The organism is Calothrix sp. NIES-2100 (genome assembly GCF_963875285.1).
In the GTDB taxonomy this organism is placed as follows: Bacteria; Cyanobacteriota; Cyanobacteriia; order Cyanobacteriales; family Nostocaceae; genus Aulosira.
In genome coordinates, this window is sequence record NZ_CAWNLA010000001.1 from 6331373 (window position 1) to 6355036 (window position 23664).

17 protein-coding genes are annotated in these 23664 nt (G+C 41.0%); 7 read left to right on the plus strand and 10 right to left on the minus strand.

Features of this window, described 5'->3' with window-relative positions; all coding sequences use genetic code 11:
* The first annotated feature begins 80 nt into the window (after positions 1-80).
* Entirely contained in the window at positions 81-1103 is a 1023-nt protein-coding gene (locus tag AACU32_RS25760) for a DNA-methyltransferase (protein WP_096604020.1), read from the plus strand.
* A gap of 72 nt (positions 1104-1175) precedes the next feature.
* Here AACU32_RS25760 and AACU32_RS25765 read toward each other — a convergent pair whose 3' ends face one another.
* The 4 genes from AACU32_RS25765 to AACU32_RS25780 form a co-directional block, all read right to left on the minus strand.
* On the minus strand, positions 1176-2261 hold the full coding sequence (locus tag AACU32_RS25765; protein WP_096604021.1) for a hypothetical protein: 1086 nt from the start codon (positions 2259-2261) through the stop codon (positions 1176-1178).
* Positions 2262-2494: 233 nt separating this feature from the next.
* Positions 2495-5455: a virulence factor SrfB gene (locus AACU32_RS25770; RefSeq protein WP_096604022.1), complete on the minus strand. Its 2961-nt coding sequence runs from the start codon at positions 5453-5455 to the stop codon at positions 2495-2497.
* A gap of 339 nt (positions 5456-5794) precedes the next feature.
* Positions 5795-8326 (minus strand): proteasome protein, encoded by a 2532-nt coding sequence (locus AACU32_RS25775; RefSeq protein WP_096604023.1) that lies wholly within the window; start codon positions 8324-8326, stop codon positions 5795-5797.
* 296 nt (positions 8327-8622) lie between these two features.
* A complete protein-coding gene (locus tag AACU32_RS25780) occupies positions 8623-8766 on the minus strand; it encodes a hypothetical protein (protein ID WP_339378276.1) in 144 nt (47 codons plus the stop codon).
* 718 nt (positions 8767-9484) lie between these two features.
* Between AACU32_RS25780 and AACU32_RS25785 the strand changes: the two genes are divergently transcribed.
* A complete protein-coding gene (locus AACU32_RS25785) occupies positions 9485-9865 on the plus strand; it encodes a peptidoglycan-binding domain-containing protein (protein ID WP_096604025.1) in 381 nt (126 codons plus the stop codon).
* Between the two features lie 320 nt (positions 9866-10185).
* Positions 10186-11682 carry an aldehyde dehydrogenase family protein gene (locus AACU32_RS25790; protein ID WP_096604026.1) on the plus strand — a complete coding sequence of 499 codons (1497 nt, stop codon included), beginning with the start codon at positions 10186-10188 and terminating at the stop codon, positions 11680-11682.
* 315 nt (positions 11683-11997) lie between these two features.
* On the opposite strand, the gene AACU32_RS25795 is transcribed toward AACU32_RS25790, so the two are convergent.
* Positions 11998-12840, minus strand: a complete 843-nt coding sequence (locus AACU32_RS25795; RefSeq protein ID WP_096604027.1) for a tetratricopeptide repeat protein — start codon at positions 12838-12840, stop codon at positions 11998-12000.
* Between the two features lie 514 nt (positions 12841-13354).
* The gene (locus AACU32_RS25800; RefSeq protein ID WP_096604028.1) at positions 13355-14275 is read right to left on the minus strand and encodes a ribonuclease D; all 921 of its coding nucleotides are present in this window, start codon (positions 14273-14275) and stop codon (positions 13355-13357) included.
* A gap of 221 nt (positions 14276-14496) precedes the next feature.
* Between AACU32_RS25800 and AACU32_RS25805 the strand changes: the two genes are divergently transcribed.
* Entirely contained in the window at positions 14497-15402 is a 906-nt protein-coding gene (locus AACU32_RS25805) for a DUF4437 domain-containing protein (protein ID WP_096604029.1), read from the plus strand.
* Between the two features lie 699 nt (positions 15403-16101).
* Here the strand turns inward: AACU32_RS25805 and AACU32_RS25810 are convergent.
* On the minus strand, positions 16102-16896 hold the full coding sequence (locus tag AACU32_RS25810) for an aspartyl/asparaginyl beta-hydroxylase domain-containing protein (protein ID WP_096604030.1): 795 nt from the start codon (positions 16894-16896) through the stop codon (positions 16102-16104).
* Between the two features lie 145 nt (positions 16897-17041).
* On the opposite strand from AACU32_RS25810, the gene AACU32_RS25815 reads away from it, so the two are divergent.
* Positions 17042-18517, plus strand: a complete 1476-nt coding sequence (locus AACU32_RS25815; protein ID WP_096604031.1) for a dihydroorotase — start codon at positions 17042-17044, stop codon at positions 18515-18517.
* 330 nt (positions 18518-18847) lie between these two features.
* On the plus strand, positions 18848-19666 hold the full coding sequence (locus AACU32_RS25820) for an alpha/beta fold hydrolase (protein ID WP_096604032.1): 819 nt from the start codon (positions 18848-18850) through the stop codon (positions 19664-19666).
* Positions 19667-19852: 186 nt separating this feature from the next.
* On the opposite strand, the gene AACU32_RS25825 is transcribed toward AACU32_RS25820, so the two are convergent.
* Together AACU32_RS25825 and AACU32_RS25830 are read right to left on the minus strand one after the other, a co-directional pair.
* Entirely contained in the window at positions 19853-20314 is a 462-nt protein-coding gene (locus AACU32_RS25825; RefSeq protein ID WP_096604033.1) for an antibiotic biosynthesis monooxygenase family protein, read from the minus strand.
* Positions 20315-21187: a DUF4437 domain-containing protein gene (locus AACU32_RS25830; RefSeq protein WP_096604034.1), complete on the minus strand. Its 873-nt coding sequence runs from the start codon at positions 21185-21187 to the stop codon at positions 20315-20317.
* 151 nt (positions 21188-21338) lie between these two features.
* Between AACU32_RS25830 and AACU32_RS25835 the strand changes: the two genes are divergently transcribed.
* Positions 21339-22082, plus strand: coding sequence for a maleate cis-trans isomerase family protein (locus tag AACU32_RS25835; RefSeq protein ID WP_096604035.1), 744 nt, complete (start codon positions 21339-21341; stop codon positions 22080-22082).
* A 59-nt stretch (positions 22083-22141) separates the two neighbouring features.
* Here AACU32_RS25835 and hisS read toward each other — a convergent pair whose 3' ends face one another.
* Positions 22142-23530: a histidine--tRNA ligase gene (gene hisS / locus AACU32_RS25840; RefSeq protein ID WP_096604036.1), complete on the minus strand. Its 1389-nt coding sequence runs from the start codon at positions 23528-23530 to the stop codon at positions 22142-22144.
* Between the last annotated feature and the right edge of the window lie 134 nt (positions 23531-23664).

A 23664-nucleotide genomic window follows, 5' to 3' on the forward strand; every position in this document is an offset into this window, starting at 1 on the left:
TTATCCTTGTTTTAACCGTAAATCTACTTAAATTACCCTATTGACAACTTTAATTCTACAGACTGTAACTATCTTTTGCGATGAACTCAATTTTACGCCTTAAAAACAAAAAACCTGCTTATTTCACTCAAAAAGGAGCTGCTTACTGTGGTGACTCACGGGAACTACTGCAAGAACTACCAGATAGCAGTGTCAATCTAGTAATATCTAGCCCACCTTTTGCTCTCCAACGTAAAAAAGAATACGGCAATAAAGAACAAAACGAGTATATAGACTGGCTCGCTGAATTCGCAACACTTGTTTACAGAAAACTGCGGGATGATGGTAGTTTCGTACTCGACTTGGGAGGGTCATACGAGAAAGGTGTTCCAGTTCGCAGCTTGTATAACTACCGTGTACCTATCCGCTTGTGTGATGACATTGGTTTCTTTTTGGCGGAAGATTTCTATTGGTACAATCCTTCTAAATTACCTAGCCCTATCGAGTGGGTAAATAAACGCAAAATACGTACTAAAGATTCCGTAAATACAGTTTGGTGGTTTAGCAAGACAGAGTGGCCCAAAGCAGACGTTACCAAAGTTCTTGCGCCTTACAGTGAACGCATGAAAAAGCTGCTCGATAATCCAGACAAGTATTACAAGCCAAAAGTACGCCCATCTGGGCATGATATTGGTAAAGCCTTTAGCAAAGACAACGGCGGGTCTATTCCCTCCAATCTTTTGCAAATCCCAAATTCAGAATCTAATAGTCAGTACCTAAACGGCTGTAAAGTATTATCAGTCAAACAACATCCCGCTCGCTTTCCTGTTAAACTTCCAGAGTTCTTTATTCGCTTCCTGACAGACCCTGGGGATATAGTAGTGGATATCTTTGCTGGTTCAAATACAACAGGTCAAGTGGCAGAGATAGAAGAACGCCGATGGTTAGCATTTGAGGAGCAAGTAGAATACCTTGCTGCTTCTGCCTTTCGTTTTTTAACCAAGGATAACAACCCTGAAGAAATGCAGGAAATATACAACAACATATGTAGTGGAGAATTGGTAGATTTAACTCAATATCAAAGCCAAATGAGTCTCAATCTGCTTTCTTTTGACTCACAATAGAGAGCAGAGTCGTGCATATTCCGGTTCAACCTCGCCATCAATACAGCTAATCTCAGAAACAATTTATAAAAACTACCGTGATGAGCGAAATATTACCCGCCCTGGTGACTCTTCGTGATTAATTCGCGCATAAACTCGCAGACAAGCCAAAACTTCCCCAGGATTACCGCCACAATCGAGTTGCAAATCATCTTTGGTTAAAGCGCATATATCGGCGTAAAGTCCAGATAATTGGCGAATTCGGACTTCATTACCTGCATTATTCGCTTGATCGACAAATTTTTTCAGCATCCGCCGTGATTCTTGTTGTAGTTTACCCCACCACGAATAGCGATCGCTTGGCGGAATAAATACTAAGGAGTGTACTGCCTCATCAATGTCAATCCAAGCACGTAGGGTTAATAATGGATCGGCATTTTCCACAGCTTTTTGGGTGCGTTGAAAGCGGTCTGTTAAAGCTTCAATATATTGATTTTGCTGTTCTGGTTTGGCGTGTAAGGAGACAATATCGAAGCTAAAAACGCTTTTTAATGCATGATGTAAATCTGGTTCAATTTCGATAAAATTTATACAAAATAGCAAGTAGCCAGCTAGTAAAGTTATATCTTTTGATTGGCTATTTTGGGTTATTTCGGAATAAGATAACGCTTTTTCAGACAAGGATAAACCTTTGGCTTGGACTGTACCGCTAAGTCCGGGGTAAATAATTTCATCGCGGATGAAGGGTAAGGGATAGAGATTGGCGGTATCTTCTACTGCACCAGCTTCTTGAGCGAATGTCAAGGCGCGTTGTTGCCAAGCTGTTGCTAAGTCTTCTGGAACTCGCAGCAATTTGCGTTGAATTTCGTTCCATAATTCTGAGTCGCTTTGGCTTTGTAGTTGGTTATTTCCTAAATATAATTTGAGGTCTTTATCTGCATTAAATGCTTCTTGGAGGCGGCTGAGTTTTAATTCATTAGTAGAGTTTATCTGGGGAGATGTAGGTTGTAATAAGCTATGGATTTCTTGCAGCACTTCGTCACATAATTTAGCGCCTGGATCTAGGGGGAATTCTGTTTGTGCTTGCTTTAAAGAGGCTTCTATTCCGTAGAGGCTAAAGCGCAATATTTGAGCTAGTTGGGAGTTTTCTGTTTCTAAGAGTTGACGTAGGTGCTGCATGAATTTAGCCTCTAGGTTACCGATTTTTTATCGCATACCAATTGATAATTTAAAAAATTAACCGCCAAGTTCGCCAAGTTCGCCAAGAGAGAGAGAGGTAATTATTTAGTGCAAGGTTATATGGAATTTGGTATCAGATTTATATGAACCGCAGAGGCGCAGAGGACTCAGAGGAAGAGGTTTTTGAGAGAGGTTTTCTTTGCGTCTTTGCGCCTTTGCGTGAGTTAATTACCCTAATGAATACCGCAAAATGGATCGCGTTCTTTATCGACTTCGTTGGGTTGTAAGTCTAATTCGGCGCGGTAAACACATCCTGGTTGTTTGAGGCTTTCTTGTTTGTTTGATGTCCAGTAAGGTACTTCACCTGCGTGCATTCTTAATATACCTTGATTGTCGAGGGTAACGTGATATTGGCAAGGGTAATCTGTGGTAACGTCGGGTTTACTTAATGCGCCGATGCGTATCCATTTTTTAGTATTGGTTTGGGCATCTGTTTGCACTACATAAAAGGTGTGTTGTCCATGTTTTGGAAAGGGAGGTAAGGGATTACTAATTAATCCTGTTCCTGGTTCTGGTGAACCATCTCGTAAGTAATGAAATTCTTGCAGGGATTTACTAATGTCTTTGTCGGCTTCAAATACTAAATGATAAGCATCTGGTTGATCGACGGTGGCTGATTCGATGACGTTGATGGCAATATCTCCATCGTTTAAGTCTTTATTGGGGCGTTCAATGGCAATATTCCACTTCAATTTACCATCAGCAAATAATGTAGATGTTTCTGAGGCGGCGGAGATAACTGAGGTGATATCAATACCGGAAACATCTATTAAATAATGGGGGTTTCCTTGACAAAGTAAGACGCTAAAATCCAGGGTTTGATCAATTTCAAATTGCACTTTGATTTTTTTGAGAAAGTCTGGTTCTGATAACCCTAGTTTTTCCATCAAGGTTTTACCATCGAAGCTACCCCACAGCCGCAAATCGCCATCTTCGTAGTCTTGGCGATAAATAATGTTAGTTAATTGTATCCCTTGCCATTCTGTGCGAACTTTGGCAACGTTTTCTCCAGCGGCTAGTTGATAAAGTTCTTGTCCGGCTTTAAATATTGTTAGTAGTTCGTTGCTTTGGGTTTTGCGTTTGAAGTTGCAAGGTAAATAATAAAACAGGTTTTTGACATCAATTTCTAGTTGGTTTGCTCCTTTACGGAGTAATCCTTTTGACTCTTCGGGGTCGAATCTTAATCTGCGTAGTTTCTCGGCATAGCAAGCACCGGCGGAGGTGGCTAATTTGGTAAATTCCAATACAAAAGTTATGCGTTCGGGATTCCAGACGAAGTACGGAGATTTACTGAATTCTTGGTATATGTAGCGCTGTACAAGGTCGAGGCTGCAAGTTTTACCGGATAAAATTAACCAATCAACTTTGTGGGTATTCCATGCATCTACGGTGCTATCTTGGGGACGTAAGCGACTATCCATCAAGCCTTGGGCGATACCGATCGCTTCTTTAATGGCTGATGATGCGGCGCGATCGAATTGTTGACTATCGATGGTGACGCAGATGCTACCGGGGTCTTTTACTTGGTATTTAATGGCACTTTGAGTTAGTAATTCGGAAATCTGCTGTTCGGAGAGTGTAAAGGTTAAGGGTGAACCGTCTTCTGCTGGCTTTTGTCCGAGTTTGATTTTGGCAGCTTCGGCGTGTTCCCACAGTGTATAAAATGTTTGCAGGCGTTGGGGTGCTTGTTGCCAACGAGTAGGTAAGACTTTTTCGGCTGTATCTAAAGCGTCTTTATAAGCTGCGTCTCCTTCGGGATTTTCTTTATCCAAACATTTCAAAATACTGCCACTTTTGAATTGTCCGCTTTCGAGAAAACGTTCGTTTAATTCGGAGTTAATTAAGTCTTCTAGTTTGTCACTTTCTAAATCGCCTGTGGAAACTGCTGTTAATAAAAAGTCGGCGATCGCAACTTTTAAAAGCCGGAATATTCTCAGGGTAATTAACTCGCCTCCAAGCTGTAAATGTCCAGATGAACCTAATAGTTTGGGTGTGAGTTTATAGTAACGTCCCCCTAAACCTCTGTCTTCATTATCGGCAAAGAAGGGAGTTTTATCTTCTAAGGTGAGTTCAATTAAAGCTAAGTCTGTAGTTCCGCCACCAATATCTAAAACTAGAACATTTTGTGACCATTTATTCCCGACTTGACGACAACGAGTTTTGAAAGATTCAATCCCAATGTTGAGATTACCCCCAAATTCTCGCCAGAGGAAAAATATCGCTACAGAAACGGCTTCATCATAAGCAGTTTGGACATCATCCAGCCCCAATTGTTCAACTAATTCTTTAACTTCCTTGCGAACAACAGGCGGGGCGACGGTGGGATAGGTAACAACTGCGGAAAGAAAATTCCCTTCGGAAAATCTGCGTCTGGCGCGTCGGCGATAGTCTTCGGTTAACTCAATTAAATGTCCCCAAGCTGCTTGAATTAATTGATTGACATTAATTGTTTCTTCTGCGCCATCTAAGCTAACTGGGAAAGAACGATCCTGTCCAAAATAGCGTTTGGGGGAGTGATGAAAGCGGCTGATAATTTCCTTTAAAGCACTGCTAGTTCCTTGGGCGATCGCTTTTTTTCTGTTATCGCTGGCTTCTCTCCCCATCTTCAGTTGTAAAGCCGCCAATTTAGAAATTTCTAACTCACTTTTAATTTCCGTGCTGCGGCGATCGATATCTAAGACAACGGGGATGAGATTTTGTGATTCTAGAGTTGGAACGCGAAAAACTTCATGATATATCTGATAAAGTTTTTTGCTAACAGCACGCCGAAAGCGATCGCTTGTACCTAAGCATAATTCAACTTGACGCAGTGCTTCTAAAAATCGCTCTTTATTATCACTCTCAAACACTTCACTTAAGCGGCTAGGTTCTATCTCCAAATTTTTACTAATATCAGCAATAAATTTTTCCCAGTCGCTAGCACTGACATCTGGTAAAGCAATTGTCGCCGGAGAACTTAACCATTGTGCCATGCGATCGCGCAATCGCATTTCCTGTTCTTTTGGTAATACTTCAGCAATGGGTACTTCAATCGGATCGAAGAGTGTAACCGTAGAATTGGATGTGCCAAAATCTAAAGCAAACCATCCGGGAAATCTTTTTTGTTGTTCGCTATTGAGTTGAGAAGAGTTCATAGTTTTGAAGAGTTAATTTTTAACGCAGAGTTTCGCAAAGTTTCTTCCTCTGTGTTCTCTGCGTCTCTGTGGTTCGTTTCTTGATACTTTTTGAAACGAACCGCGAAGGACACTAAGAACATGAAAAAAAGAAATAGGAGTGTTATAAAGTTTTTTCTCAGAGGTTGTTTGGAAAGTATTGTTATTAACATTAAAGTCCCAAACCTAACCCCCCAGCCCCCCTTCCCTACAAGGGAATGGGGGTGTCAAAGCCTCTCTCCTTGCAGGAGAGAGGTTTGGAGAGAGGTTTCGCGTAAACTTTGCCACTGTTCAAACATCCTGTCAGGAATTAGGATTTTTTTACCGATAATCAATCACTGCAATATCCGCCAAAATTTGCAACCAAGTAGGAATTGCTAACTGTGATGATTCTCCCGCCGCCATATATCTCAGCAATGTTTCTTTCTTAGAAATATTTTGCAAACTGGGAATAATTTGATCCAACACGCCAGCTAATTCCGCATTAACTTGCTGATTGACTTCACTAACATATTGCACCAGATGAAGACTAGCACTAGCAGTAATTTCATCCCGTAGCCGCAACACAAAAAGCTGGTGATTGTTCGATTTTTGGGAACCACTGCGTTCTGGTGCCCAATCAAATATTTGTCCTATATTGTGTTTCTCATCTTGACGCGCCAAGGGAAAGATAACTTCTGAGGAAATTTCTGTTTCTCTGGTTTGAATTTCGGAAATGATCGCATCTTGCCATTTGTGAGGATCGCAGCCTAAAAGCAGTTTATAAAAGAGTTCTGCTTCTTCTATCCCAAATTTAGTTTCAACTTCCGATTCCATTTCTGGGTTGAGATTTGATTGCAAATAGTCCCGTTCTTTGGCGACAATATTTGATAATTTTATCAGCAAATCTCCAATAGCTTGACGAATGCGATCGCGGGCGAATTCTTCTACTTCTTGAATCGTCTTAGCAAAGGTGGGATAAAAATCATCGCTTTTGGTAGGAATAGAAGTATTGACTCGATTACCCCGATCAAATAATTTCCCGGCTGCACCTTTAGATTCAGTCAAGGAAATTGTGCCATTGTTAGCTTTGTTAAAGAGTAAAGTCCACTGATTCCAATTGATAATTCTATATGTTAGCTCATCTTTAACGACATCGCTGACAGCAATTCCCCGCCTATCTTTAAGTGGTTCTTTACCTAAATCTTTTTGGAAATCTCTGTAGGTTTTATCCAAATTTTCAATCGCCGCCCGCAATTCTAGCAAAGCTGGGCTATCTGCGGTTGGCATACCTTGCTCGTGCATTTCTTCGAGGATATTTTTCAGGTTATCCTGTTGTTGACGCACAGCATCAGCAGACCTTTTTGTATCTTCATGCAGTTGCTTCAAAGCATGAGTAGCTACGTGTTTTTGAATCAATTCTCGCAGCTTGCTAATCCCGCCATCTTGCGCAAAGTAACCTAATTGTCTCCCTAGATAATTACGCGCATCTGTGGCTAATAAGCGATCGCTTAATCGTCCCCATTTCTCTTGTAAGCGCTTGGAACGGTCTAAGTAATCGGGATAGTCTAGGTTAGCCAAAAATTCTGGTGAACCTGCTTTGACTGTAGTCGAACGTTTAGCTAAATCTGCTAGTCCTAAAAGTGGTGACAGCAAAACAATCCGGTCTTTTTGGCTGGTAAATGCGCTAGCACCATCAATAGTAGTTTGCAGAACTTTCAGTTTTTGGAAAACGCTGCTTTCCTGTAAAGGCTGATCGGCGTTATCGTTAATTAATTGGTCAAGTTCTCGTTCGCCACCTTCACTTTCTAAAGGAAGTTGATCGAAGCGTCCCACACCTACTAAAATTAAATCCTTCAGGTCTTGACCTGGACGCTGTTGCTGCATCATGGTAAAGATTTTATTAGCGCGATCGCTTCCTGGAGATTTACCATTTAACAGCACTAAAATTGTCTGAACTTCGGCTAATTCTCGCAATGATAAAAAGGTATCCCTTGCACCGGAATTCGCCGCCCCCAAACCCGGAAAATCAAGTAAAATAAATTCCGATGCACCCGTAACATCCCAAATTTCCCGGGATATTTTCACTTCTATATCTACACGGCGAATTAATGGGAAACTATTTTGCAATAACTTTGATGATAATCTTTGCGGCGCACTTGGTAATTTGATATGCGCTGGCGGTAAATTATCAAAGCTGATAGTTTGAATCGCCATTGATTGCTCGGCTAGCTGCAATCCTTCACGGGCAGTGGTAGCATCAATTTGATATGATTCACCACACATTACCTCACCATAAGATTGATAAGCGCGAACAAATAAGACTAATTCCCGCAGCAGATAACGTAACTCTAAATTGTTGCTAGCTTTCCATGTTTCCTCACACCAGTTAAGAATATCCTTTGGTTCCTTCAACTTCGTTAACAGCGCCGGTGAAAGTCCAGCCGCTGCTGTCCGGCGGTTAGCTTCCCCAATCATGAACCGCAGACAATCACTCACCCCATCACCAGAAAGATACTCAACTGTAAAGTTCCCTAGCTGCGTAGTCGCAAAGCCATCCTGGGGTATGATGTGAATAGCTGTAACATTGCCCGTCGTGGGGTTTTCGCTCACCGGTAAAGCATCAGCGTATCCAATCAAGCTGCCTAACAGCAAAGTTTTCCCACTACTAAATTCACCCATCACCCCGATTTTCACTGGTGAAGTAGCAAGTTCTACAGTTTTTTCCGCAGCTTCCCGCAGGCGAAACAGACTCTCATCAAGACTAGCTGGTACCCAATCTTCTTGCTTGGAGGGATATTCAGGCACAGAGTCTAATTTCTGGAGGATGAATTCGCCATATTCTTTATAACGCTCCAGTTGTTCTGTTTCCATAGAGTATTTTTTGCTCTAAGATAAATTGCTGTGAGTTTTATAACACAAAAAACGTGACCTTCGCCGCGTGTCCATTCTCAAACACCAAGCGTTGCGATCGCAGCGTCATCCGCTCATATCTAAAAAAAATTAACTATTTTTTAATAAAAAACATCTGGATAAATAAACCTTAAAATTGTGCTTTTTGCTAACAATTTTCTGTTTGGCATATCAGATAATTAATCTCCAAGCATTCCGCAAAAGCAAGTGCATCTCAAACAACTGTCTAATAGTGGCATCAAAGGCAGAAAAATAGATTAAGGTGCTGCATAGAGATTGATTTGGTAATCATGATTGGTGAGATTCGCGATCGCTCTTAGCAAACAAGAGTGCGATCGCGAATTATTTCTATTGGGCATTGGGCATTGGGCATTGGGCATTGGGCATTGGGCATTGGGCATTGGTTATTCTCCTTCTCTCCACACTCTCCCATACTCCCCACACTCCCCACACTCCCCACACTCCCCACACCCCCCACACTCCCCACACTCCCCACACTCCCCACACTCCCCAATGAGGGGACAAAACCCTCTCCTCACCAATAGTTTTCCGTGTCAGAATCAAAATCTAAATATTTTTACTGAGTCGAAGATTCCCCAAAACCACCGTCGCTATGTACTCCGAGAGGAGAATGGTTGCTTGATCCGGTCGGTCTTTATGAATCTTTGACAGCTTCTTTACGGAAACTTAATCTAAGCTTATTGAAAAATTAACTAGAAGGCTGTTTACTGATTAGTAATTCACTTTTTGCTGCAACATTTGAACCCCTCAACTAACCTAAAAATTTTAGGTATTGAGGGGATTCTTTGTTTTAAACAGATGAAAATCGCAAGTTAAGCGGCTGTCATCACCTAAAACTTAACTCCTGAATTGATATTTTTGTTTCAGCGAGCAACAGTAAATTTTCACCTAGAAGTTAATACTAAAATCAGACATAAATTTGTCATATTTTTGCAACGCCTGTGTCAATCACAGATGTCATGCTTATTTCAACTCTGGATACATAAATAGTATCAAACTATAACAAGACCAGTGTTGTTAGTCAGAATCATCAGGTAACATTCCCGATCAGATTACTGACTCTAAAATTTGTAGTTTCTGTATGGTGAAAAAAGAAATATGAATTGGAAATTACTTGCTTTAATTCCTATGCTGACTTTAGCTACTGCTGTGCCAGCTTATTCTCAGATGAATAAAAAAAGCCAAAATACTCACACTACCCAAGTTACACAACCTACCCAGCAAGTTAATACTACCAAAAAGACCAATATTGCCAAAAAACCTACTAAGGCAAATCAAATTATCGCTCTTAAATTAGGTAGCCAAGGAGCATCAGTCAAAACTGCCCAAGACTTTTTAAAGAAGCAAGGAATTTACACCGGAAATGTTAATGGTGTCTTTGATAATCAGACACGTTCAGCTGTGATAAAATTCCAGAAATCTAAAGGCTTAAAAGCAGACGGAATCATTGGACACCGGACTTTGGCAGCGATGAAATAAATTTTTTGTCAATAGTCAATGGTCAATGGTCAATGGTCATTTGTCTCCCTTTCCCCCTCATCCTCCTAGCCCCTAGGGCGTGTTTTCAAAGTCTTAGATCCCCCCTACCCCCCTTAAAAAGGGGGGCGCAAAGACTCTCAAAGTCCCCCTTTTTAAGGGGGATTTAGGGGGATCGAGAAATTTAGAAGGCTAAACGAGTAGTTTGAAAACACGCCCTAGTCCCTAGCCCCTAACCCCTAGCCCCAGACTTGACGGCAACCTCTAAAGCACGCCAAAATTAGTACAAAAGTTCCAGTGGATACAAGCTGGAGGTCTTCAACATGACTACTGCGCTAAGTTGTCGTAATTATATCGACGGTCAATGGTTGAGTGCTTTAGGGGGAGCTACCTTAGAAAGTCGTAATCCTGCTGATCAACATGAAGTTGTTGCTACTTTTCCCCGTTCCGTAGCAGATGATGTGAATACAGCAGTAGCCGCAGCCCGCCAAGCTTACCGTAGTTGGCGAAAAGTACCAGCCCCAGCCAGAGCAGAGTATATTTTTCGCGTTGGGGAAATATTACTGCAACATAAAGAAGAACTGGCTCAGTTAATGAGTCGGGAAATGGGTAAGCCCCTAACTGAAGCTAGAGGCGATGTGCAAGAAGGAATTGACTGCGCTTTTTACAGTGCTGGGGAAGGGCGGCGACTATTCGGGCAAACTACACCCTCGGAAATGCCCAATAAATTCGCCATGACAGTGAGAATGCCTATAGGGGTATGTGCTTTAATTACTCCTTGGAATTTCCCTGTAGCGATTCCTTGCTGGAAAGCAATGCCAGCACTGGTATGTGGTAATACTGTGATCCTCAAACCAGCAGAAGATACCCCCGCCTGCGCAACTAAACTCATTGAGATTTTTGCCGACGCTGGTTTACCCCCTGGAGTAATTAACCTGGTGCATGGTGTAGGTGAAGAAGCTGGGAAAGCTTTAGTTGAGCATCCTGATGTTGATTTAGTATCTTTTACTGGTTCTTCAGAAACAGGTGCATTTGTTGGCGCTACTTGCGGACGCACTCACAAGCGCGTTTGCTTAGAATTGGGTGGTAAAAATGCCCAAGTAGTCATGGAAGATGCAGACTTAGAACTGGCGTTAGATGGGGCTGTTTGGGGCGCATTTGGGACAACTGGACAAAGATGTACAGCTACTAGTCGCCTAATTTTGCACCGCGACATCAAAGAAAAATTTACAGCCATGCTTTATGAGCGTACCAGCAAGTTACGCTTAGGGGCAGGCATTGATCCCAATACGGATATCGGCCCCTTAATTAATGAATCCCAACGTCAACGGGTAAATAATTACATGGAAATTGCCCGTGAGGAAGGGGCAAAGATTTTAATCGGTGGGGAAATTCCCAGCGAAGAGGAGCTGAAAAACGGTTACTTCTTTCAACCAACAATTTTAGATGAAGTAACTCCCCAGATGCGTGTCGCCCGTGAAGAGATATTCGGGCCTGTGGTGGCATTAATTGAGGTAAGTTCATTTGAGGAAGCGATCGCTATTCTCAACGATACCAATTACGGTTTATCATCCTCAGTTTACACCCGCGATATCAACCGGGCTTTTACTGCCATGCGCGACATTGAGGCAGGTATCACTTATATTAATGGCCCTACCATCGGTGCGGAAGTACACTTGCCCTTTGGTGGCGTGAAACATACAGGTAACGGTCACAGGGAAGCTGGAACTACAGCCTTAGATGTTTTCACGGAATGGAAAAGTGTTTATGTTGACTTCTCAGGCACTTTACAACGCGCTCAGATTGATAATCGGGAGTAAATATAAGTTTTGCTTGAACGAAATTTAGTTTTATATAAGCATTTGTCGAAACGATCAACCCATTCATAAGTTTTGCTTGAACGAAATTTAGTTTTGTATAAGCATTTATTGAAACGATCAAGCCATTCATAAGTTTTGCTTAAACGAAATTTAGTTTTGTATAAGCATTTGTTGAAATGATCAAGACATTTACACGTTTGACTGTTGTAGGGGCGGGTTCTGTGAGATATTCACACTCCTAACAGATATGTCGGTTAAACCCGCCCCTACAACAATAGCAATGGAATATTTTTTTACGAGTAAGTGCCGAAGGTGTTATTGCCCCAGTTCTTTGATATTATTCATCACTTGCTGATACAAGTCTTTATTATCTTGGCTTTGAAAAATATCAGCAGCTTTTTGTAAATCTTTGAGTGCGCCTGGTTTATCTCCTTGGGCTGCACGCGCATTACCTCGGTTATTGTACGCAGGGCCAAAGTTAGGATTGATGCGAATGGCTTGATTGTAATCCGAGATTGCTCCTTTCTTATCTCCTTTCGCAGCGCGGAGATTACCCCGATTATTGTAGGCGATCGCATATCTTGTATCCAGGCGAATCGCTTGATTAAAATCTTCTAGCGCTCGATCTCGATCCCCCCCAGCCGCGAGAGCATTCCCTCGGTTATTGTAGGCTTCGGCATAGTTGGGAGCAAGGCGAATGGCTTCGTTGTAGTCTTCTATAGCTCCTTTTTTATCTTCTTGGGAGGCGCGGGCATTAGCACGGCTATTGTAGGCTTGAGCATCATTGGGATTGATCTTCAGTGCTTCATTATAATCTGCGATCGCCTCTTGTTTGTTACCCGCATCAAAGTAAGCCAGCCCCCTAGCCTTGTAAGCTGCACCATATTGGGGATTCTGGCTAATCGCTTTACTATAAGATGCGATCGCTCCTTGTGAATCACCCTTGGCGTGTTGATTTTTGCCTTGCAAATAAAATTCCTCCGCCCTCGATGTTCTCGCTGCGCGACGGCTAGGAGGACTAACACCAATTTCTGTTACTAATACATCGCTTTTTTTACTACATGAAAGGCTAGTAGTTGCACTCAATATAGTTAATAACACTATCATTAATGATCTGCCTTTTTTTAGGCACTCTTGCTCAAACAATTGCAGTTTCATAATTTATTTTAAACCGCCATTATACCTAGATTTAATTATTCCTTTAATGAATTTGGACTCGAACTTTATACGGCAATCCTATCTGATTTTTGGAAATCATTTTGTTAACCGACTGCCAAGAATGAAAAGATTTCACGGATCATTTAGGGCTGCTATATCCTCTAGGTTTAATTAACGATCATCTTGACTATCAGGTGTGAAGTTGGTAAATGTCACCATCATTTATTGTCATAAATAAACCCTAGGAACACACGAGGAGACAGAGAGTAGATGGTTGCAGGTGAGAATGAAGTATAAAAACTGTTATCCATCCTGATTTATCTGCTGAGTTTCTCTCTTTCTACAAGTGATATTCTAGGCAGCAAACCTCTATTTTTGCCGCCTTTAATTATACGGTTTAAATGATATCGAAATAATAATTTAATTTTTTTTAGCGAAATCTTCATCAATATTAAGTTTTCTACTGAAGGCTAACAGATAGTTAAATCTGCGTGTAAGTAAGGATGCAAGAGTTTTACTCACCTTCACTGGCGCTTTCTGGTTTTTTAGAAGTTAAGCGCCAAGCAGTAGTTTCATCAATATCTACAGATAATTGTTCTAAATTATTACCTAAATCTTTTTGCAGTTTCTGCGTCAGTGTGATGGGAAAATCTAAATTAATACCTTGAGTTTCTACTAACCTTACTAGTTCAGCAAATGCTACTTTCACTGTTTGGCGCTGGTAACTACTTAACTTACAGTAAGCTGTTTCTGATACATTCTGAGCCTGCATCGCTTTTTTAATTCTTTCTTGCAGATGTTCTAGTTCCGAATTTAACAATTGAGATTGTTGTTCAATTTCAGTATATCTAGCACTCAATAATGTTAAATCTTCTGTTGTCGGTTCGGGATTAATTTGTGCTTGCAGTTCTAGCAATTTTAAATGCACTTGCGCCAGATAGATACAATCTAGGTAAGCATAATCAACTTGTTCTTCAGCGAGAGGGCGCTTTCCCCAATCACTAGTTTGTTCTTGTTTATCGATATGATGAAAATTACACAGCGCTGTTGCTAAAGTTTTCAGTTGATAATTAGGTAAAGGCAAGAGATAATAAGGAATATTTTTAGCTAAGTCTAAAGTACAAGTAATATTTTTTGCTTTCTTACTACCCAGAAGCTTTAAATCATAACTAGCATTATGAAATACCTTCTCAATTTCCGGATTCAGCATGATTTGGGCAATAAATTCGCCGATGGTATCAGGTTGATTTAACACATCTAAAAGATAAACGCGATCGCCACTCATATCATAGGGGTCATCTAATACCTGAATTAGCGATAATCTGGGATTACGACTTTTATAATCAGCAACTTCAGTATCTATCCATAAAGTTTGAGCGTGCGTATATTCAGCAATCTTCGCTTGAATTTTCCTGGTATCAGTCAAGTATGGCATGAGCAAATATAACTTGCGGTAGAGGGGTTAAGAAGAAAGAAGGTGAATCTTATATAAAAGATTACAGTATTTCCTTCTACCCAGTCGCCGAGAGAAGCCGAGGTGCTTCCCTCTGCCTTTGTTATAAATATTGTTATAAGTATAAAAGGCATAAAGACAATAAAAGCTGATATTCACTTTCTCATAATCTTAATCTCCCATACACAGACACAGGTATTAAAATGAACCATAACACGAAGACAGGACGCAAACATGTAGAAACTGAAGACTCACTTAACTCAGTTATCGAGTTTCCCCAAGTGGATTTTAAAATCGAAAACTTTGTTACTGGTGAATATGGTAATGCTCAGGTTCTATCCGTCAACGAAAGTACAGGTGAATCTACGCAGCGAGTTTTCCTGAAAAAGGGCTGGAATGCACCTATTGGTCATTTCACCACCAATGTAGAAATTTTTGTGCTAACAGGCGCACTTTACCAAGGTGGGTTTTTACTCCGCAATCTCAGTTACTCTTTCATCCCGGCTGGTATACCCACTGGCCCTTGGAAAACGGAAGAAGATACAATTCTCTTGTGGATGCCAGACGCTACCCCTACTTACATCACAGAAGACTACAAAAGCCTTGAGCAAATCCCAGAAAATTCTGTATATCATGAGAATATGCAGACCCATGAACGAATGGCTGAGTATATTCCCGTGCAAGAACTCCACGCCATGAAATGGGAAAGCACAACCTTTTTACCTCCAGGTTCAGCGCGTAAAAGCCTATATACCAATAAAAAAACCGGGCGAGCCACATGGATTTTAGGCTTAGTACCGATGTGGATCGAAGGTAATTTTTATGCTGGTCATCCTACCACTGAAGAAGCATATGTCATATCTGGAGATGTGCTGGGACATTGGTCAATGAGTGATGATCCTTTTAATAGACGTTATGCTGCAATGCGCAAGGACGGCTATTACTGGCGACCGGCACACATTCCCCACGGCCCATTTTGGACGGAAAGTGGCGCACTGCTTCTGTTTCGCACTAATGACCGCCTAGATTGTTATTGGATACTGCATAACCCGGATATTACCCAGCAAGATGAAGCGCGTCTCAAAACTGCAATTGAACAGCGCAAATAGCTTCGTAGTCAGGACTTTAGTCCTTAAGTTAAGGGCTAAATTCCTCATTACCAGTCTGAAACTAGTAATACCATTTTACTAAAACCCTGATACATATAGGATGCTGCTGGCGAATGGTGGGTTTGACCCCTCAATTCACATCAAACAAGTTCTCTCGCATACCCGAAAAAACGCCCGCAGGCTGGAAGCCTGGGGCTAACGCTACGAAACCTGCCTTCGCAGGCTCAATTTTTAGCCTGCGTTCGTCGAAGACGTTCCCGAAGGGTAGGCAGGCTTTGTACGATTAGCCGCACCCTTCTAGGGTGACGGCGGGATTTTGGGATAAGCGAGGGGTCTTACCCCTAATTCGCCAGCAGTATCATATAGAAGTAGGGGCACGGCACTGCCCATTGGTGTCAACTTAACTTCTCTGGCTTACCCAACAGAACGCCCACAGGCTGTAAGCAACTGGCTCACGCTACAAAGCCCACCTTTGTGGGCTAAATTTTCTTAGCCCACAAAGGTGGGCTTTGTTGAATTAGCCGCACCCTTCTAGGGTGACGGCGGTTTATTGGGTAAGCAAGGGGTTGGGGGTGAGGACAAAATCTTGTCAACCAAAAGGCTTTCACGTTAAGTTGACACAGGTGGGCACTGCCGTGCCCTCTAGAATATATTGATGTGTCGCAAACATTATTTGAACTGAATTATCCTTTATTCAGCCTATAAAGCTTTATCCCACTCTAATTGATGCGCTAAACCATACTTAATAAAATCTGCTTCTTGAGCTTTATCGCTTTTGCCAAAAACACCTAAACTGTAAGGATTATCTAGCATCCGTTCCGCAACTTGCTTTTGTTCAAATTGTCTGACTTCTTCTCTAGATTTATCTGGTTTAAAAAAGTCTACAACCAAAACAGTTCTATCATAATTAGTATAATTATGGGGACAGTGGGGATAGCTATGATCTAAAACCATAAATTTTCCTTCATGCCAATAAAGCTTATCGTGACATATTTGCATTGCTATATCTCCCTCTGGGACAATCAAGCCTAAATAGCCACGATTCATGTGAGGATTATAGTTAACATGCAACTTGATATCCAAACCTGGATGGAATGTCCCAAAATAGACATTTCTAACAACAAAATCATCTGTTAAATTTACTTTTTCAATGACATTAGCCAGATTGGGGAAATATTTCTTTCTTAATGCCAGTGCTTTTGCAGATGCCTCATCTGTCCTATAATCAGGATATGCTATGTCATGTAAATGAATATATTCTTCAATAAATAAACCTTGGAATAAAATCCCAAAAGCACTATATTTTGAATTACCTTTGGTTTTAATTGTTTTACTTTTAGGTCCCAAAACATCATAAGTAAATTTTAATTCTTCATCAGATGCTTGCTTAATAAAGCTGGTAAACTCATCTCTAATTATTTCCCATTTATCTTGAAAAGTTTTCAGAAAAGGAAACTCTTCAGGGTTGAGATGATACTCATTAAAATTTGTCATTATCTTTTCTCCTAAAGCTGGTTTAATAAAAAACTGTTACATTGCGAGCAAATTTTGCCTGTATCCCGGTACGATGTTTGTTCGTAGTCAGGACTGAAGTACTGACGACAAACCCTTTAACACTCATTTTAGTGTGAAGTTTACTGTGTCTGAAGCTCCCCTATTAGATAAAATTATCAAAAATGTGCGGGTAGTTCGTCCCCATCACGATGATGTCGAACTACTAGATTTAGGCATTAAAGATGGCAAATTTGCCCAGATTGCCCCTAATATTAGCCCAGACCAAGGCAAAGAAGTATTTGATGCCCAAAATCTCCTAGGCTTTCCTGGGGTCGTAGATGCTCATATGCACATCGGTATCTATCAACCCTTAGATAAAGATGCGGTGACTGAAAGCAAAGCAGCTGCAATGGGAGGTGTGACTACCAGCCTGAATTACATGCGTACAGGGCAGTATTATCTCAACAAAGGTGGGTCTTATCAAGATTTTTTCCCAGAAGTATTAGCTTTATCTGTAGGTAATTTTTTTGTTGATTACAGTTACCACATCGCACCTATAGCTAGTCAGCATATTGAAGAAATACCTCTACTTTATGAGCAATACGGTGTATCTTCCTTTAAAATCTTCATGTTTTATGGCGGTTATGGGTTACATGGTTTATCAGACCAACAAAACCTCTTTTTAATGATAAATAAAGAAGAACGCTATGACTTTGCCCATTTTGAATTTATTATGCGCGGTCTTACACGCTTAATAGAAGCACATCCAGAAGCGCGAGAAACTATTAGCTTGAGTTTGCATTGTGAAGTTGCAGAAATTCTCAACGCTTATACAAAAATTGTGGAAAATGATTCTAGTCTGAGCGGACTACAAGCCTATAGTGCAGCGCGTCCACCACATTCTGAAGGATTAGCAATTTGCATTGCATCCTATTTAGCCCATGAAACAAATTGTGCAAATATCAATTTGTTGCATCTAAGTTCGCGTAAAGCAATGGAAGCAGCTTTGACGATGCAAACTGCTTTTCCTCATATCAATTTTCGGAGAGAAGTAACAGTTGGACATTTATTATTAGATGTTGATACTCCTAATGGTACTTGGGCAAAAGTAAATCCGCCAATCCGTCCCCGTGCTGATGTGGAATATTTATGGCAAGCAGTACTCAACAATCAAGTAGATTGGATAGTTAGTGACCATGCTTGCTGTGCTGCTGAACAAAAACGCAGTGCAAAAGACCCGAATAATATTTGGTTAGCAAAGTCTGGTTTTGGCGGTACAGAATATTTACTTTCTGGTGTATTCAGTGAAGGTAGTAAGCGGGGAATGTCTTACAACCACATGGCTAAGTTATTATCTTGGAACCCATCGCGGCGTTTTGGTTTGTTAGAAAAAGGAGATATTGCTATTGGTTATGATGCTGATTTAGTATTAGTAAATCCCCATGAAAGCTTTGTGGTACGCGCGGCTGAGTCGAAGTCACAACAAGGTTATACACCATTTGAAGGAGTACAATTAACCGGAAAAGTGAAGACTACATTTTTGCGGGGAAATCTGATTTACAACAACGGACAAGTTCTAGGTTCGCCTACTGGGCGTTATTTAAAACGTTCCCATTCTTGAATAAAAGCATAATGATAACGTCTAAGAGGTTGTTTGAAAATTGGTTCGCTGTGATGTTAGGCATTTATTGATCCCCCCTAGCCCCCCTTAGGAAGGGGGGGAAATATCTCAAAGTCCCCCTTTTGAAGCGGGAAAATATCTCAAAGTCCCCCTTTTGAAGCGGGGAAATATCTCAAAGTCCCCCTTTTTAAACGGGGAAATATCTCAAATTCCCCCTTTTTAAGGGGGATTTAGGGGGATCTAGAGTGTTTTATTACCAACAATAGGAATGTTAAAACATCCTCAGAGGTAAAGTTACTCAAACTCCAGTAAAGTAGAGTGTATAAGAAAATGAGCCAACGTATCAAAAGAGCATTTTTAGACACAGAAGATGGACAAATTCTTTACCGTATTGGTGGAGAAGGCGAACCCATACTTTTACTGCACATGACTCCCCGCAGTAGTGATGAATTTAAAGAATTGATGCCTATTTTAGCGGACAAAAACTTAGTAATTGCAATGGATTTAATGGGGTTAGGTGATTCTGACAAACCTAAGAGAGTTTATTCAGTTGCAGATTATGCCAAAACTGCGATCGCGCTTTTGGACGAATTAGGTATCCAAAAAGCAAGCATTTTCGGCAGTCTGACAGGGGCTTATATCGCTGGAGAAGTGGCAGCAGCCTATCCAAATCGTGTTGACAAACTTATTCTCTGCAATGTAATTGGATTTGACGAACAAGAACAAGACATAATCATCAAGAGATATTCTCAAGGTTATCACATTAAAGAAGATGGCTCTCATTTGCTGGAACAATGGTTATCTCGCGTCAATTACATCGGCAACGGAGAGTTAAATCACCGTTGTGTTTTAGATGATTTAAAGTGCTTTGGTTCTCCTATATATCCAGGTTTAGCAGCAGGAAACTATTTTCTTTTAGCTGAAGAAAGATTTCGCTTAATTAAATGCCCGACTCTGATTTTGTCAGGAGAAAAAGCATTAGAACCATTAGAAAAATATGGTTTAGCTAAAGCTGACAATCAATCATGGACTCAGGAAGTAATTCCTCATAGTCAAAGAGTTGAACTAGAAGGTGGAACCCTTTGGATGGTAAATCAAATGGCGGCAGAAATATTCAAAGTAGTAGACGATTTTCTGGCAAAAAATTAAGAACTTGAGGTGAATAATTATTAAAAGGAAACAGGGGATTGTTGAAGGTGCGTTTACTCCGTGAGATAACGCACCCTACATTTTACAGCATCTTCCTGTAAATAGACCACATTTGCCGTAGGGGCACAGCAGTGCTGTGCCCTGAGAGTGTGGTTCAACTACGTGAGAACTGCTGTAATTTAATAATTATTTGCGATCGCTCAACATCACATCAAAGTGTTTCACTGTGGTTTCTGGGTTTATCAGATATTCATTATCTCTAGGAAGTGGTCTGACTTTTTCAATGTCATTACCAGCAAACTCACGAATCGCATCCCGTGACTCCCAATAAGAAATAACAGTAAATTCTGTGTTATCTCCATCTGTGCGGCGGAGTACTTGCACCCCCAAATTACCAGGAATTGATTCAATTTTTTTAATTCCCGCTTCTACCAAATAAGCATAGTATTCATCGGCTTTTGATGTTAGCGTTGTCCCATGCCAAATGCGTGCGACTACTTTCTGAGATTGGGTATTTGCCGGATTATTTGGTATTGGTTCTGCTGAAACCGCAAGCTTATCAAGCTGTGTAAAAGCAGTAATTGGTAAAATCAAAGCTGAAATCGTCAATCCACAAAGAATACTAAAAAAATTATTTGGTTTAATCATTTAGGTATCTCCAGGTTTATATGACAATACTGTACCTATTTTTGATAAATCCCTATCAATACGGACAAAGAATAAGCCGCCATCATCTGATATGTGTGTTGGAAGAATACTAAAGCTGGGACTATAGCTAAAGCAATCCTTAACAAATCGAAAATCTCCTATATCACAGTATCCAGCTAAGCAATATGCTTCTTCGTTATATGATTGAATCATCGGATACCTGCCGTCATAATGTGGCAATATAGCAAGCAGCCATGTTCCCCCCTGGTTCTTGTGTTTCCTTAAAAACTTCTTTTTTGCTACTTCAAATTGAACTGTATCTGTCTTACCCCACGGTAACAATTTACTATCTAATACTGGAATAAATTCATCTAATTTCGCATCTGGATGATTATCAGGAAAATTTTTATAATATGTATGTCCGTTCTCCATCCAAAGCATTTCTACATCTTCACCACCTAATACTTGCCAATCACCTAACTTAACTCCGGCGGGGATAAAAGAATAGCAATGCTTTGTAAGTTGCCATTCACCAATTTGGATTTTCCCCTTGAGGACAAAAATCTCTAAATCAGATGTAAATATGCCAGATGGAGCTTTAAATTGTGGTGGTAAAATAACTCTTGATGTCGAAGCTCCACAATCATGCCATGATAACAATCTCCGGCTGCCAAATACTACCTCATCTGGCATTCCTTTAACTCGCCAATCTTGTGTGGCTGGTACGGTATTTGTGTCAAAAAATTGATATTGACGCAGTACATATTCTTGAGAAATGGCTGTAAACCTTCCTGATAGGTTCATGCGTCCGCTACCATCTCCACCCCAATCTTCTTTAATCGGTGCTACATCGAAAAAATTTTCAGTATCCATCTTCGCTCATAGCTTTACATGATCCTATTTGTACACATTCTCCTGACGCAGTAAATTTTAGACTACGTCGATTAAGAAAAATTAATAAAGTCTTCCACTTTTATGCAATACTGAGTTGCAAAAGATTGATCGTAGTCAAGAAAAGTAGGTCATGAGAGATGCGTTAGGATGGCGAAAGAAATTTGGGGTGCTAGCGCCAAGTACAAACACGATTGTTGAACCCGATTTTCACGCGATGGCTGTACCTGGTGTTACGTCTCATATGTCGCGGATTCATATTCGAGACCAGGACTTGAGTAGTGACGAAAAGATGGAGTCTCTTTTGCAGCAGGTGCGCGATGAAATTTTCTTTGCGATTGATCGCGTGATGACGGCGGGTATTGACTACTTAGTGATGGGAATTAGTGCTGAAAGTATTTGGCAAGGGATGGAGGGAAATAACGCATTTATCAGCCGAATTGAGGATCGCGCTGGTGTGAGGGTAGCTTCCTCTGGTTCGGCTTGGCAGGCAGTTCTGGCAGCGTTTAAAGTAAAGAAGATTGCGGTCATTACGCCTTATCAGCCTGTGGGTGATGACAAAGTACGCCGCTTCTTCGGTGATATCGGGGTGGAGGTAGTTCGACTCAAGGGTCTCCGGTGTCCTACTGCAATCTCAATTGCTGAAGTATCTGAGGATACACTGCGCCAACATCTTCAGGAACTGGATGGTGATGATATAGATGCGATCGCGCAGATGGGGACTAATTTAAGTATGCTCCAACTTGCCGACGAAGCGGAACGGTGGCTTGGAAAGCCTGTGATTGCAGTCAATGCAGCAACTTGGTGGTATGCGTTACGACAAAACGACATCCAGGATCGAGTGTACGGGTGTGGGAGACTCTTGAGAGAATTTTGAACAAAATTATGGATGGGATGGAATGGGATGGGATGCGATCGCCTAAACTAAAATGTAGTTCATCCCAGTCTTCGTTTAACTTCTTCAGCTAAATTTACTAACGCCACCTCTACTTGTTCACCTGTTTGCAAATCTTTGAGTGATGATTTTTGTGCTGCTGCTTCGTCAGCACCAATAATTACACAAAATCGAATTCCCTGCTTATCTGCTGCTTGGAATTGTTTACCTAAAGGGCGTTTTTCAAAATTTGTAATTACATTAATTCCTGCTTGACGTAACTGTTGCGAAACGTTTAAATAAGTCGGCATCAAATCTTCTTGCATATTGACTACTACTACCTGGGCTGGGGTTGCAGCTAGAGTCTTTAAAATATCGGCTTTCAGTAATCGGCTAATTAAGCGAGTTAAGCCAATAGAAATGCCGACACCAGGCATTTTTTCACCGATAAACATCCCCACCAATTCTTCATATCTGCCACCGGAACAAATACTACCTAAAGCTTCATGTCCGATGAGAGTTGTTTCGTAAACTGTACCAGTATAGTAATTCAAACCCCGGGCAATAGATAAATCAATACAGAAACGCTTTTCAGGAACACCCAAATTCCGCACACCCGCAATTACTGTTTCTATTTCGCTAACACCTAGGCTCAATTGTTCGGCATCAGGGAGATTTTGGGAAAGGTGTTTGAGTTTATCTAAGACTTCATCAACAGTACCATCAATGTTAATAAATTCAATAATTTTTTGTGTTTGCTCTGGGGAAATACCTTCTTTTTCTAATTCTTGTTTGACTTTAGCTTCGCCAATTTTTTCTAAGTTATCAATGATGCCAATACAAGATTTAATTTGATTTTCGGCTATTCCTAAAGATTGAAAAAATCCTGTGAGAATTTTCCGATTATTGATGCGGATAAGAAAATCACCGATGTTAATAGCTTCAAATATTTCGGTGATAATTGCAGGCATTTGCGCATCATAAAGCAGGCTGAGTTGACTGCGCGCCACCACATCAATATCACATTGGCGGAATTGTCGAAACCGCCCATCTTTTGCCCGTTCGCCACGAAATACAACATCCATTTGGTAACGCGCAAAGGGAAAGGTTAATTCGTTAAGGTGACGGGCAATATATGCTGCTAAAGGAACTGTTTGGTCAAATTTTAAAGCCCTAGCTTCTGAACCTGTTTCCCCGGCTTTATCTCTCTCGGCTTGCCGATTTGGTGGCAGGATGGGGTCGATACCATAAATGATGTTATCACCCTGATTGCCTTTTGCCTGTAATACTTCTAAGCGTTCTACAGCAGGTGTTTCGATGGGCGTGAATCCATAACTTTCAAAAACTCTGCGGATGGTATCTAGCAAATATAATTCTAGACGTTTCTCACTAGGGAGGAATTCGGGAAACCCGCTAGGGGTAGAAAAATTAATTCTGTCGCCTTTTGCCATAACCTATACTGCCAGTTTTAGACTTGAGCTTTTAGATTTTAGATGAGAATGAGCCATGCCGTACATAGCGGGGCTAGGGGATGAGTGAGTGTGGGGAGCGGGTGTAGGGGGACAGGAGGGTAGGAGAGTTGAGT

Excerpts from the sequence above, each read along its gene's own strand:
- AACU32_RS25760 (WP_096604020.1), top strand. The coding sequence starts at position 81 with ATGAACTCAATTTTACGCCTTAAAAACAAAAAACCTGCTTATTTCACT.
- AACU32_RS25765 (WP_096604021.1), bottom strand. The coding sequence starts at position 2,261 with ATGCAGCACCTACGTCAACTCTTAGAAACAGAAAACTCCCAACTAGCT.
- AACU32_RS25770 (WP_096604022.1), bottom strand. The coding sequence starts at position 5,455 with ATGAACTCTTCTCAACTCAATAGCGAACAACAAAAAAGATTTCCCGGA.
- AACU32_RS25775 (WP_096604023.1), bottom strand. The coding sequence starts at position 8,326 with ATGGAAACAGAACAACTGGAGCGTTATAAAGAATATGGCGAATTCATC.
- AACU32_RS25780 (WP_339378276.1), bottom strand. The coding sequence starts at position 8,766 with ATGCCCAATGCCCAATGCCCAATGCCCAATGCCCAATGCCCAATGCCC.
- AACU32_RS25785 (WP_096604025.1), top strand. The coding sequence starts at position 9,485 with ATGAATTGGAAATTACTTGCTTTAATTCCTATGCTGACTTTAGCTACT.
- AACU32_RS25790 (WP_096604026.1), top strand. The coding sequence starts at position 10,186 with ATGACTACTGCGCTAAGTTGTCGTAATTATATCGACGGTCAATGGTTG.
- AACU32_RS25795 (WP_096604027.1), bottom strand. The coding sequence starts at position 12,840 with ATGAAACTGCAATTGTTTGAGCAAGAGTGCCTAAAAAAAGGCAGATCA.
- AACU32_RS25800 (WP_096604028.1), bottom strand. The coding sequence starts at position 14,275 with ATGCCATACTTGACTGATACCAGGAAAATTCAAGCGAAGATTGCTGAA.
- AACU32_RS25805 (WP_096604029.1), top strand. The coding sequence starts at position 14,497 with ATGAACCATAACACGAAGACAGGACGCAAACATGTAGAAACTGAAGAC.
- AACU32_RS25810 (WP_096604030.1), bottom strand. The coding sequence starts at position 16,896 with ATGACAAATTTTAATGAGTATCATCTCAACCCTGAAGAGTTTCCTTTT.
- AACU32_RS25820 (WP_096604032.1), top strand. The coding sequence starts at position 18,848 with ATGAGCCAACGTATCAAAAGAGCATTTTTAGACACAGAAGATGGACAA.
- AACU32_RS25825 (WP_096604033.1), bottom strand. The coding sequence starts at position 20,314 with ATGATTAAACCAAATAATTTTTTTAGTATTCTTTGTGGATTGACGATT.
- AACU32_RS25830 (WP_096604034.1), bottom strand. The coding sequence starts at position 21,187 with ATGGATACTGAAAATTTTTTCGATGTAGCACCGATTAAAGAAGATTGG.
- AACU32_RS25835 (WP_096604035.1), top strand. The coding sequence starts at position 21,339 with ATGAGAGATGCGTTAGGATGGCGAAAGAAATTTGGGGTGCTAGCGCCA.
- hisS (WP_096604036.1), bottom strand. The coding sequence starts at position 23,530 with ATGGCAAAAGGCGACAGAATTAATTTTTCTACCCCTAGCGGGTTTCCC.